This window comes from Polaribacter atrinae, from assembly GCF_038023995.1.
GTDB classification, from domain to species: Bacteria; Bacteroidota; Bacteroidia; order Flavobacteriales; family Flavobacteriaceae; genus Polaribacter; species Polaribacter atrinae.
Genome location: NZ_CP150660.1, coordinates 3161915 through 3174078, shown reverse-complemented (window position 1 = coordinate 3174078; position 12164 = coordinate 3161915). Strand labels below are relative to the sequence as shown.

The window sequence follows — 12164 nt, the reverse complement described above, 5'->3', positions numbered from 1 at the left end:
CCTTGAATAAAATTCAAGGCCTTTTCGTCTAACCAAACTTAGTATAAAAACTAACTACTACTATCTTTAAGAATCTTTTTAGATCCGTATATTATTCCTAAACTTATTAAAAACAAAATACCTAATAAATTATCTATAGGCAACCCGGGTGGAGGTGGCGGTCCTGCAGGAGTAGGAATAGCTTGACTAAATCCTAATGCCGGAACCGTAAAAATTATCACTAGTAAAAAAGTAATTTTTTTAACCATATATATTGTTTCTTATCTATAAGACTCATATTATCTATAAAAGTCACTACAAATAAAAAATAAAATAGGGGTTTCTAAAAAAATATTCGATGAAAGGTAGTTTAGTGAAGATATTGCTTAATCATTATTCGGTGAGCAGGAATACTCTTATCGTAGTTTTCTACTAATAATTCTAATATTTCTGGTGCATTTACACCAATATCATTTTTATGCTGGTATCTTGATACATATAAATTATATGAATCCTTATTCTTTTCAAAAATTAAAAAATGAGTTTCATTTAATTCTGTAAAACAAATCTCATTTCCAGAAAAGCTATCTGATGTATCTAAAAAAAAAGCTGAAAACTCATAGTACTTAAAAACATTTTCCATAAACTACTTATTTTCAATTAAACTAATTCTGCTGATAAACCTAATTGTAATAATTTAGAGCATCTTGGTTCTAAATCTTTAAGTTCTCCAGATTTAACGGTACATTTCCCTTTATAATGAACTAAAGTTGCACACTGCTCTGCTTGTTCAAAAGAATGGTCGCAAACATTAACTAAAGAATCAATTACATGATCAAAAGTGTTTACATCATCATTATGTAATACGATTTCATGCTGAAAAACTTCTTTCTCTAAGACATCAACTTCTTCTTGTATTTTTTCTTTTGTACTCATATTTACAAAATTACAATTTATTGTACTTCAAAGCAACCCAATTATTTCTTTCTATTACAGTTTCTAACTTTAAATTATATTTAGAAACTTCAGCATCAATAACAGGAATATCTTCTTGATAAAAACCACTTAATAAAAGTACTCCATTATCATTTAAACAGTTGGTGTAAACCTGCATATCCATCAATAAAATATTTCTGTTGATGTTGGCAATAATAACATCATATTTTTTATTGCTTAAAAGCGCTGCTTCTCCTTCAAAAACTGAAATATTTTTACAATTATTTCGCTCAACGTTTTCGATTGAATTCTCATAACACCAATTATCAATATCGATAGCATCAATAGGATTTGCACCTTTCATTTCAGCAAAAATTGCTAAAATTCCGGTTCCACATCCCATATCTAATGTCTTTTTATTTTCTAAATCTAATTGTAATAAATGCTGTACCATCATGTGTGTAGTTTCATGATGACCTGTTCCAAAACTCATTTTTGGCTCAATTACAATATCATATTTTAAATTAGGATTCTCATGAAACGGAGCACGAATACTCACCACATCTTCTACCTGAATAGGAGAAAAATTCTTTTCCCATTCTGCATTCCAATTGGTTTGTGCTATTTCACTCTGGTTGTATTCAATAGAAAACTCATCAGAATTTAAAACAAAAAGCCCGTCTAAAACAGCGGCATTCCAATCGTCTTTCTGAATATATGCTGTTACCCCATTTTCGTTTTCAACAAAACTCTCAAAACCAGCATCTCCTAATTCTGCAATTAAAATTTCTGTTCCAGGTTCTTTTGGCGTTACTGTAAAATTGTATTCTATATAAATATTGTCCATAAACTTTCTTGTAAAAAAAATGCATCGAGATTTTAAAATCTCGATGCAAATTTATTGTAAATATCTTTAAGTACGATGCTTAAATAGCTTTAATAATTCCTGTAAAATCATCTACGTTTAAAGCAGCTCCACCAATTAATCCACCATCTACATCTGGTTTAGAAAAAATTTCTTCTGCATTTGCAGGTTTTACACTTCCTCCGTATAAGATAGATACTGCATCAGCAACTTCTTGATTGTATTTTTTTGCTACAATACTTCTAATAAAAGCATGCATTTCTTGTGCTTGTTCTGCACTTGCAGTTTCTCCTGTTCCAATAGCCCAAACTGGTTCGTATGCTAAAATAATACTTTTCCAAGCACCTGCTTCTAAATGAAACAATGCGTTAGATATTTGGCTTTCTACTACTGCAAAATGGTTTTCAGATTTTCTATCTTCTAACAATTCTCCAAAACAAAAAATAGTTTCTAAATCATTTTCTAAAATAGCATCTACTTTTGCTGCTAAAGATTCATCCGTTTCATTAAAATAAGTTCTTCTTTCAGAATGACCTAAAATAACCGTTTTAATTCCGATTGCTTTTAACATATCTGCAGAAATCTCTCCTGTATACGCGCCATTTTTAGCTTGGTGCATATTCTGGGCAACTACTTCAATAGCAGAATCGTTTGCTGCTTTTAAAGAAGCAGATAAGTTTACAAAAGTAGGAGCAACTATAACACGAGTATTTTTTAATTTCTCTTTTTTAATTGCTTTTTTTAAATCTTTGATAAGTTTTTTACTTTCTTTCTTATCATTATTCATTTTCCAGTTACCTGCTACTATTTTTGTTCTCATAATTATTATTTTATCACCTAAAAGGCGCTTGTTAATGTTTTTATTAATTTGGATGTAAATTTAAGAAATGGAAAGACAAAAATCACTGAGAAAAGTAAATAGTTACTATAACGTTTTATATAGATTTTTTTAATGCAATTATAACCTCATTATCCGCAGCATCTATGGCATTAAATAAAGAAATCCCTCCATTTTCATCCACAACAACATATCTCGGAATCCAACTAACATTCAAAAAATCGACCAAATCTCCTTTTTTCATTCCGTTTGGTAAATTGTAATGCTCACCAACAACATTGTAGCGCTCCACTCCTCTTTTCCAAGATCCTTTTTTTTCATCAACAGATAAAAATAGATAAACCACATCCGGAAATTCTTTTTGTAATTCCTTTACTTTAGGCATTCCTACAATACAATCTCTACACCAAGAAGCCCAAACATCAATCAGTATTTTTTTTCCTTTATGTTGTTCAAGTATTTCTTTAAAAGTTGATGCTTCATCATTTAAATTATATACTTTTTCATTTAAAGCTTTTTCAGAAAAAACAGTTGGTTTCTCTAAATTACAACTTACAAAAATGGTTAGTAGAACTAAAATAGATACTTTTTTAAACATAAATTTATTTTTAATTTTGGTCTTACAATATATCTATTACTTACAACTAAGCGTTTATTTAAAAACAAAAATAACTACTTTTGCGTAACTATTAAAAAACCAATGACAACACAAGAACTTATTGCACAAATTAAAAAGAAAAATTCATTTTTATGCATCGGATTAGATGTGGATTTAAACAAAATTCCATCGCATCTTTTAAAAGAAGAAGATCCTATTTTTGCATTTAACAAAGCAATTATTGATGCTACACATCATTTATGTGTTGCTTATAAACCTAATACGGCTTTTTACGAAGCATATGGTATTAAAGGTTGGCAATCTCTAGAAAAAACCATTCAGTATTTAAATAGTAATTACCCAGAAATTTACACCATTGCAGATGCAAAACGTGGCGATATTGGCAACACCTCAACCATGTATGCAAAAGCTTTCTTTGAAGATTTAGCCTTCGATTCGGTTACTGTTGCGCCTTATATGGGTAAAGATTCTGTAGAGCCATTTTTAGCTTTTAAAAACAAACATACTATTATGTTGGCGTTGACTTCTAATGAAGGTGCTTTCGATTTTCAAACAAAAGAAGTAAACGGCAGAGAATTATATAAAGAGGTTTTAGAAACTTCTAAAGGATGGAAAAACTCAGAGAATTTAATGTATGTTGTTGGTGCTACAAAAGCAGAATACTTTAAAGAAATTAGAAAAATTGTTCCGAATTCTTTTTTATTAGTTCCGGGTGTTGGTGCACAAGGTGGTAATTTACAAGATGTTTGTAAATATGGTTTATCAGAAAATATTGGTTTACTAATCAATTCGTCTAGAGGAATTATTTACGCTTCTAAAAACGAAGATTTTGCATCTAAAGCAGCTACAAAAGCAGCAGAGTTACAACAAGAAATGACAGCTATTTTAAATCAATAATTAAATGCAGGTTCAAGATCAAATAGGCCGAATGCTGGAGTTAGAAAAAACACCAAAACGGATTGTTTGTCTTGTGCCAAGTTTAACCGAATTATTGGTAGATTTAGGTTTAGAAGATTCAATTGTTGGTGTTACAAAATTTTGCATTCACCCCAACTACATAAGACAAACCAAAACAGTTGTTGGCGGTACAAAAAGTATTCATATTGATAAAATTAAGGCTTTACAGCCTGATATTATCCTTTGTAACAAAGAAGAGAATACTAAAGAAATCGTACAAACTTGCGAAAAAATTGCACCTACTCATGTTTCTGATATTTTTACGATTGATGATAATCTAGCACTTATAAAACAATACGGAAAACTATTTTCTATAGAAAGCAACGCTTTAAAAATGATTGCCGAAATCAGTCTTAAACTGACAGATTTTAAGCAATTCATCAAGAATAAAGAAACTAAAAAGGTCGTTTATTTTATTTGGAAAGATCCTTGGATGGCTGTTGGTAATACAACTTTTATCAATCATTTATTAGAGTTAAACAAGTTTGATAATATCTATCAGCATAAAGAACGCTACCCTGAAATCGATTTAAAAGAAATGAAATTAAACACTCAACTTGATTTTATCTTACTGTCTTCAGAACCATTTCCTTTTAAAGAAGAACACATCTTAGAAATAGAAAACTTTACACCTAAAGCAAAAGCGATACTTGTAGATGGAGAAATGTTTTCTTGGACAGGAAGTAGGCTTATAAAGGCTTTTGATTACTTTAAAACCTTGCATTAAAAAAACACTTATCTAGAAAACCTTACTAAATAAAAAAAATCTCTTTGTTTTAAAATAAAGAGATTTTTTATACAATTAATTTTTAGGGTTATCATCAGTACGATATAACAGAGCATCCTTTTTATTAAATTTTAGTCACAAAAAAACCACCTTAAAAAGGTGGTTTTACTATTTAATAAAGTTAAAATAACTTCTTAATTTTGATCCGCTTCAGTTAAGTTTGGATTTGCATCAATTTCTGCTTGTGGAATTTTCCAAATCCAACCATCATTTAAAGAAGGCTTTTCTTGAATATAACCATCTCTATATAAGTTATCATCAGCACCAGAATTTGTTAAATCAATTCCTTCATCCCAACGGATGTGATCATGAAAACTAAATCCTTCTCCATAAAGCTCTACTCTTCTTTGCCATTTAATGTGATCCATTAAAGCATCTACAGAAGTAAATACAGAAGAATCATAATCAGTATCTCTTGCTGATCCAAAAGCCTGAAGAGCTGTTTGAGCACCAGAAACATCTGATAACATTGCTTTAGCTTCTGCTTCTATTAAATACATTTCTGATGAACGCATATAAATAACATCATCTGGATCAATAGATCCTGGATTTTTCTGTAAAAACTTAACCGCCATATATGGGTGTGTGTTGTGCGCAGAAGTCATACCGTATTTATTTATAACTGAATCTTTTGCTGCAAAAAATTCTTCTTCAGTATCATAATTAGGATCAGTCTCAAAACTACCACCTTCTCCATTAGATGCAGAAGAATTTGTATTTGGAGCCCATGGTAATGCCATGTTAATTCTAAAGTCTGTAGATGGAATTGCATCATAAACTTCTTTATTCATTAACTTAGGGTTTGATCTATTTTGACTTCCATTAAAAGTTGGACTAATAAAGTAAAAGAAAGATTGGAAAAAGTTTGTTTCTGACTCAATAACAGTTCCCCCCCAAATTACTTCAGAAAGCTCTACTGTGTTAAAACCAGATAACCAAGTAGCTTCATCTAACAAAGTAAAACCTTCACGTGCTGCTATTGCTGCATCTGCTGCATCTTGCCATTTACCTTGTGTTAAATCTATTCTTGCTTTTAAACCTTGAGCTGCATTTATAGATAAATGAGATTTATTTTCTGGACTAGAAGCACCATCAAAGTAGCTAATAGAATTTGCGATATCTGAATTTATTTGATCGTAAACAACTTGAACTGTAGATCTAGGAGCACTTGTATAAGGAGTACCTGTAATTAACAATAACGGAACACCAGCATCTGTAGCAGGGTCTCCAATTAAGTATCCTTTTGCAAAAGTTGAAATTAACTGATGATACGCCCAAGCTCTGTAGGCATAAGCTTGACCAAGAATATTTCTTACATCTTCATCTGCTTCTGGAAAACCATTTGCTTCAATTAAATTAATTAAATTGTTAGATGATGCTATAATATGGTAACGCATGTACCAAAAATTACTTACTGTTGTAAAATTTGCATTTGTATGTGTTAACCATCTTAATTCACTTGTCATCCAACCATTTCCTGGTGATGAGTGAATCATTTGAGCACCCATAGCATCTAAAGCTGGCATATAATAACTCTGTCCACTTCTACTTGAAGTTCCTCCTGATATTGGGTTTTGAGCATACATTACTCTATGCAGTCCATTTAACACCAAAAACATGTTGTCTACACTTGCAAAAGCATCTGCCTCTGCAATAGAATCTGTTGGTGTTGTTTCTAGAAATTCTTCTTCACAACTGGTAACAAATACTACTAGTAATCCTAAAATTAATAGATTAATTTTTCGTAACATAATATAATATTTTATTTATAATTTATAATTTAATAATTTCTAGAAAGCTAAATTTAATCCTAAAGTAACTGTTCTAGAAGGACTATAATCATATCCGCCTGATGTACCAGATAAACTATATTGAGGGTTTAAACCTGTTCTTTCTGTACTAATAAAAATATTTTCACCCGAAAGAGAAATACGTAAATTACTTAAACCTAATTTTTCTGCAACATCCTTATCAAAACTATATCCTAAGTTTACATTTTTTAAAGAAACATAAGATGCATCCGTTAAGAAACGAGTAGAACTACCAATTGTTTGGTTAGGATTTCCGTTTTCTAAACGAGGTACGTCTGTAATATCTCCTGGAGCTCTCCAAGCGTTTTCTGCATCTACATGTAAAGCTCTACCAAAAGTACCTGGGTGCATTAATGAAGAATATCCACTATCTAAAATATCTCCTCCAATACCAAAAGTAAATAAGAAATCTAATGTAAATTGTTTATATCTAAATGAGTTAGAAATAGATCCTAATAAATCTGGAATACTATTAGTATCTGTAAACGCTTCTCCAGCTTCTTGATAATCGTTAGTAGTTGCCTGTGTTCCATCTGCATTTAAAACAGCTGTTCTTCCACCTTCATCTGTATCTTCAAACATGTAGTATAAAGCATCTCCATTTGCTGAATCAACTCCTGCATAATGGTAGATGTAGTAATCATATATAGATCTTCCTTCTTCCCAACGTTTAGTTCCGTTGTCTGCAGGACTATCAATTTTTGTAATTTCATTTTTAAAAGTACTAGCTTGTACACTTAAATCCCAATTAAAATCTTTTGTTCTTAATAAGTGACCTGTTAAACTTACTTCTACACCTTGGTTGTAAAGATCTCCTAAGTTTGTAGGGAATACATCTAATCCTTCTGAAAGAGGAATACCTAATTCATATAATAAATCTTGAGAAGATTTTTTGTAAAATTCTACAGAACCATCTAACACATTATTAAACATACTAAATTCTAAAGCAACATCCCAACTAACTTGGTTTTCCCACTCTAATTCTACATTTCCTGTATTACTCCAAATAATACCAGGTGCACCTGCGTTAGGAATAATTTCATATAATGCTTGAGAAGCGTAATAAGAACCAACTCTTTCATTACCAATTTCACCGTAAGATGCTCTTAATTTTAATTGATCTATAAAAGAAACATTATCCATAAATTTCTCTTGATCAATTCTCCAAGAACCACCTAATGAATAAAAAGTTCCCCAACGTGCATCTTTAGAAAATCTAGAAGTACCATCTCTTCTTACAGAAGCACTTAGGTAATATTTGCTATCAAAATCATAATTTAATCTAGCAAAATAACCTTCTATTCTATGATCTGTACTATTTCCATTTACATTATCTCCAGCTGCAAAGTTGTCGAATTCATAAATACCTGTAGCAGTTTGAGTATTAGCAATACCACCTAATGTAGAATAGTTTCTATCAAAACTTTCATGACCTAAAGTAACATCTATATTATGAACATCTTTAATAGAAGTATTGTAACTTAAAACTTGATTAAAGTTCTCTACAACTCTTCTATAACGATCTTCACTATATCTACCTGTTGGTGCACCATCACCTACTGTTTCATTTTCATAACCTTTAATAATATTGTCTTGAATATCTCTACCATAAGTTACTTTAGCTTTTAAACCTTCTGCAAGCTTAATTTCTAAATAGTTTCTAAACCCATATAAGTTTAACTTATCTTCATCTTCATTTAAAATTAACTCTGCAATACCATGTCTTCCTGGATTGTAAGGTCTTGTTTGAATATTACTATCTGGGTATCCTTCTCCTAAATCGTATAAAGGATTACCTGAAGCATCATTAACAATTTTACCATCAATATCTACCTGATAAACAGGATAAATAGGACCTAAGCTATTAGCCCAACTAAAAGGATTTGCTGTAGAAGACCCTCCTCCACTAGTTGGTCCATGAGAATTTGTAGATGTAATATAAACACTACCTCCAACAGTAATATTATCGGTTGGAGAAAAATCTGCATTTAATCTATTTGTAACTCTTTCATAATCACTTTCAATTACATATCCTTCTTCTTTTAAATAAGAAGCAGAGTAAAAGACAGAATGATTTTCGCCACCAGAAGCAACGCTTACAGAATGGTTTTTTCTACTACCTGTTCTTTCTAAGAAATCGAACCAATCTAAAGACTCATATTTAAGTTCTGCATTAGGGTTTAATTTACCGTCTGTTCCTACAATTTGGTCATTTGCTACATTAAATGGATTATAACCTAATTGATTAAATATTTTTGCAGAAGCTTCAATTTCTGGGTTTGCACCACCAATTGTATTCTTGTAACCTTCCCACATTAATTCATAATAAGAACCAGCTCCTACCATATCATAATTAGGAACAGATCTTGTAATTACACTGTATTGAGTTGATGCACTTACAGTCATTCTATTCTTTTTTCCTTTTTTGGTTGTAATAATAACTACACCATTTGCTGCTCTAGAACCATATAATGACGTTGAAGCTGCATCTTTTAAAACTGTCATAGAAGCAATATCATCTTGGTTTATAGAACCTAAAGAACCATCAAATTGTATTCCATCTACAATGTATAATGGAGTTGTACTTCCGTTTAAAGTACCAACACCACGAATTACAATACTAGGAGAAGACCCAGGTTGACCAGACGCCGCGACAAACTGAACTCCAGTAGCTTTACCCTCAATAGCTCCAATTGGAGACGTTACAGATCTAAGTGCTAAATCTTTTGCACCAACAACATTTGCAGAACCTGTAAAAGCTTCTTTAGTTGTTGTACCATATGCTACAACAATAACTTCTTCTAAAACACTACTATCTTCTTGTAAAACTACATTAATAACAGCAGAAGTTCCTACTTTCTTTTGTGTAGATTTGTAACCTAAGTAACTAAACACCAAAACATCACCTGATTGAGCTGTAATTTGATACTTTCCATCAAAATCGGTTTCTACACCAGTACTTGTACCTTTAATTAAAACACTTACACCAGGTAAGCTCCCTGAATCATCTGAGACCGTCCCAGAAATAGTTTTCTTTTGAGCAAAAGTAACTTGCACAATCAACCCCAAAAACAGTATGAGGGATACCTTTAAAAATTTTTTCATTGTAATATCTATTTGAATTAATTATGTTCCAAAAATCATAAAATTTTCTTAATATAAAAAACATAGATTAACATTTATTTATTTTTTGAATAAAAAAAATCAAATTCATTAAACAATATTCAGTGTTTTAAACAAAATACTGAATATTACTTAAAACTAAATACACTTCTTTATTTAACAAGAAGCTAATAGATATCACAATATTTTCTGCAAAAAAGTGTAAAAAACACAAATTGACAGTTAATTATTTAATAAATATATGAATTTTCAATTATTTTTATTGACACAATTATCTTCATTTTTCTTAAATAAAACTTTTTTTAAAAAACTATACTTTTTTTTCACTCGATGAGTTTCACCTAAATATTATAAAAAAATAAAAACACGCACACAAAACACACAAAAAACTCATAAACAACACATTACACGTTAAAAAGAGTTGTTTTATTAAATTTAACAAAAATTCACAAATAGAGCATCTTTACTATTTATTAGATAGAAATCGACTAAATCGTATGAAAAAATTCTTTTTTACCCTTAAAAAAAAGAACAAATTTAAAAAGGAAATAGCTTAAAATATTAATTTTTAAAACAAAAAAAAAGACTCACTATTTATATAATAGTGAGTCTTTTAAAACTTATAAGTTAAAATGAATAAAACTTAGTCTTGCAATGCAAATACTTGTTTTAACAAAGCAGAAGTTCTTAAACCTGCTTTTTCTCTAATTCCTTTTTCCTCTACTTCAATCATTGTAAAAACACCTTTTAAAGCTTCGTTAGTTACATATTGAGTTAAATCTGGATCTACTTTATTCACAAAAGGAATAGAATTATACTTATTAATTAAGTTACTCCAAACTTTATCTGCTCCTACTTTAGAAAAAGAATTTTCAATTACTGGGCTAAAACTTGCTGTTAAATTATCTGTAGTTTTACCTTGTAAGTAAGAGGTTGCTGCATTTTGATCTCCTAAAAGAATATTCTTTGCATCTGCAAACGTCATTTCTTTTACTGCATCTACAAAAATTGGTGTTGCTGTTTTTACCGCATCTTCTGCAGCTCTATTTAAAGCTTTAATTCCCTCATCGGCTAAGTTACCTAAACCAATTTTACGTAAACCATTGTCTACAGCTTGTAATTCTGCAGGCAACATAATTTTAACCAAATCATTTTTATAAAACCCATCTGTAGCAGTCAGTTTAGAAACCTGGTTTTTTATACCATTATCTAAAGCTTCACGCAAACCATTACCTATTTGCTCTTCACTTAAACCAGTAGTTTGAGTTATTTGGTTTGCTACTTTTTGTAATTCTGCACATCCTACAAATTGAAGTGCAACCACTAAAATTAAAATTCTTTTTATCATTTTTATTATATTTTATCTACCTTTTAGAAACTATTTCCCTTTAAAAGTCACTTTTTTATTTAAAAGAATCTGTTTTTTTATCATATCCATAAGGACAATGTTTACAACCGCTTTTACAACAATGACCTCTTTTTAGATGAAACTTTTCTGTAAAGACCTTATAACCTTGTTCATTTACATAAAAATCACCTTCTTCTAACTCTACTCTTTTATTATACACCTTGCAAAAATAGTTTTTAATCCATAAAAAAAGCGTTCCTTAGAACGCTTTTTTAACTTTTATTTTTCTTTCCCTGGAGGAAATCTAGAAATAATTTCTTTTACAAACTCTTTAATTCTAGCTTCTTTTTTTTCTCTATTCTGAAGCTTTAAAGCTCCTGTTCCAATTCCTTGCCAAACCAATTCTTTTTTCTTTTTATCTATAAAGTCTACAAACAACGTACCTTCTGTGTATTGAGAAACGTTAATATTATTATTCATGCCTCCCATCATCCAAGGATTCCAACCCCAACCATAACCGTATCCAAAATTATTATTTTGCTGTACATCTACCTTTTCTCTAGACTTGGTAAATATACTCACCAACATATCTGGATTCTCAGACTTAGAAAAACCTTGCGCTATAAGTTCTGACTCTATTGCTCGTAAAATTCGTTTTTTATCAATATCAGAAATTTCTGCTTTATCAATTCCTGGTTTGTAAAAAGCAAATGTTTTGTATTGATTAAAATCAACTTTATTATCGTAATCTGTTGTAACTTTTATAGCATTACAAGAGGTTAATAGCACAGTACTAAACAGGAATAGGAATATTTTTTTCATGATATCTATTTTAAATTATTGAATCAGTTAACAAATCTACTATAAAAAGTAAGCTAAAACAGTATTCTATCTTTCTAAA

General features: G+C 30.3%; 13 protein-coding genes. 2 read left to right on the top strand and 11 right to left on the bottom strand.

Going from position 1 to position 12164, the window contains the following annotated elements:
* Positions 1-50: 50 nt before the first annotated feature.
* From WG945_RS13835 to WG945_RS13810, 6 genes are all read right to left on the bottom strand, one after another.
* Positions 51-248 carry a hypothetical protein gene (locus WG945_RS13835; protein WP_068451076.1) on the bottom strand — a complete coding sequence of 66 codons (198 nt, stop codon included), beginning with the start codon at positions 246-248 and terminating at the stop codon, positions 51-53.
* A 101-nt stretch (positions 249-349) separates the two neighbouring features.
* The gene (locus WG945_RS13830; protein WP_068451079.1) at positions 350-622 is read right to left on the bottom strand and encodes a hypothetical protein; all 273 of its coding nucleotides are present in this window, start codon (positions 620-622) and stop codon (positions 350-352) included.
* A 17-nt stretch (positions 623-639) separates the two neighbouring features.
* Positions 640-915 (bottom strand): ATP-dependent Clp protease adaptor ClpS, encoded by a 276-nt coding sequence (locus tag WG945_RS13825; RefSeq protein WP_068451082.1) that lies wholly within the window; start codon positions 913-915, stop codon positions 640-642.
* A gap of 10 nt (positions 916-925) precedes the next feature.
* Entirely contained in the window at positions 926-1762 is an 837-nt protein-coding gene (prmA, locus tag WG945_RS13820) for a 50S ribosomal protein L11 methyltransferase (protein WP_068451086.1), read from the bottom strand.
* Between the two features lie 79 nt (positions 1763-1841).
* Positions 1842-2600 (bottom strand): triose-phosphate isomerase, encoded by a 759-nt coding sequence (tpiA, locus tag WG945_RS13815; RefSeq protein ID WP_068451089.1) that lies wholly within the window; start codon positions 2598-2600, stop codon positions 1842-1844.
* Positions 2601-2715: 115 nt separating this feature from the next.
* The gene (locus WG945_RS13810; RefSeq protein ID WP_068451093.1) at positions 2716-3216 is read right to left on the bottom strand and encodes a TlpA family protein disulfide reductase; all 501 of its coding nucleotides are present in this window, start codon (positions 3214-3216) and stop codon (positions 2716-2718) included.
* A 102-nt stretch (positions 3217-3318) separates the two neighbouring features.
* Here WG945_RS13810 and pyrF point away from each other — a divergent pair, with 102 nt between their 5' ends.
* Both pyrF and WG945_RS13800 read left to right on the top strand, forming a co-directional pair.
* The gene (gene pyrF, locus WG945_RS13805; RefSeq protein ID WP_068451096.1) at positions 3319-4134 is read left to right on the top strand and encodes an orotidine-5'-phosphate decarboxylase; all 816 of its coding nucleotides are present in this window, start codon (positions 3319-3321) and stop codon (positions 4132-4134) included.
* Positions 4135-4138: 4 nt separating this feature from the next.
* On the top strand, positions 4139-4921 hold the full coding sequence (locus WG945_RS13800) for an ABC transporter substrate-binding protein (protein ID WP_068451099.1): 783 nt from the start codon (positions 4139-4141) through the stop codon (positions 4919-4921).
* A gap of 194 nt (positions 4922-5115) precedes the next feature.
* Here the strand turns inward: WG945_RS13800 and WG945_RS13795 are convergent, their stop codons facing one another.
* The 5 genes from WG945_RS13795 to WG945_RS13775 form a co-directional block, all read right to left on the bottom strand.
* Positions 5116-6732, bottom strand: coding sequence for a RagB/SusD family nutrient uptake outer membrane protein (locus WG945_RS13795; RefSeq protein WP_068451102.1), 1617 nt, complete (start codon positions 6730-6732; stop codon positions 5116-5118).
* A gap of 39 nt (positions 6733-6771) precedes the next feature.
* Complete coding sequence (locus WG945_RS13790; RefSeq protein WP_068451105.1) at positions 6772-9897, bottom strand: SusC/RagA family TonB-linked outer membrane protein; 3126 nt, start codon at positions 9895-9897, stop codon at positions 6772-6774.
* 661 nt (positions 9898-10558) lie between these two features.
* Positions 10559-11263 (bottom strand): DUF4197 domain-containing protein, encoded by a 705-nt coding sequence (locus tag WG945_RS13785; RefSeq protein ID WP_068451108.1) that lies wholly within the window; start codon positions 11261-11263, stop codon positions 10559-10561.
* A 55-nt stretch (positions 11264-11318) separates the two neighbouring features.
* Entirely contained in the window at positions 11319-11483 is a 165-nt protein-coding gene (locus WG945_RS13780; protein ID WP_197482101.1) for a DUF5522 domain-containing protein, read from the bottom strand.
* A 59-nt stretch (positions 11484-11542) separates the two neighbouring features.
* A complete protein-coding gene (locus tag WG945_RS13775) occupies positions 11543-12085 on the bottom strand; it encodes a DUF4136 domain-containing protein (protein ID WP_068451111.1) in 543 nt (180 codons plus the stop codon).
* Positions 12086-12164: the final 79 nt, after the last annotated feature.

Coding starts and splice junctions, on each gene's coding strand:
- WG945_RS13835 (WP_068451076.1), bottom strand. CDS start 248: ATGGTTAAAAAAATTACTTTTTTACTAGTGATAATTTTTACGGTTCCG.
- WG945_RS13830 (WP_068451079.1), bottom strand. CDS start 622: ATGGAAAATGTTTTTAAGTACTATGAGTTTTCAGCTTTTTTTTTAGAT.
- WG945_RS13825 (WP_068451082.1), bottom strand. CDS start 915: ATGAGTACAAAAGAAAAAATACAAGAAGAAGTTGATGTCTTAGAGAAA.
- prmA (WP_068451086.1), bottom strand. CDS start 1,762: ATGGACAATATTTATATAGAATACAATTTTACAGTAACGCCAAAAGAA.
- tpiA (WP_068451089.1), bottom strand. CDS start 2,600: ATGAGAACAAAAATAGTAGCAGGTAACTGGAAAATGAATAATGATAAG.
- WG945_RS13810 (WP_068451093.1), bottom strand. CDS start 3,216: ATGTTTAAAAAAGTATCTATTTTAGTTCTACTAACCATTTTTGTAAGT.
- pyrF (WP_068451096.1), top strand. CDS start 3,319: ATGACAACACAAGAACTTATTGCACAAATTAAAAAGAAAAATTCATTT.
- WG945_RS13800 (WP_068451099.1), top strand. CDS start 4,139: ATGCAGGTTCAAGATCAAATAGGCCGAATGCTGGAGTTAGAAAAAACA.
- WG945_RS13795 (WP_068451102.1), bottom strand. CDS start 6,732: ATGTTACGAAAAATTAATCTATTAATTTTAGGATTACTAGTAGTATTT.
- WG945_RS13790 (WP_068451105.1), bottom strand. CDS start 9,897: ATGAAAAAATTTTTAAAGGTATCCCTCATACTGTTTTTGGGGTTGATT.
- WG945_RS13785 (WP_068451108.1), bottom strand. CDS start 11,263: ATGATAAAAAGAATTTTAATTTTAGTGGTTGCACTTCAATTTGTAGGA.
- WG945_RS13775 (WP_068451111.1), bottom strand. CDS start 12,085: ATGAAAAAAATATTCCTATTCCTGTTTAGTACTGTGCTATTAACCTCT.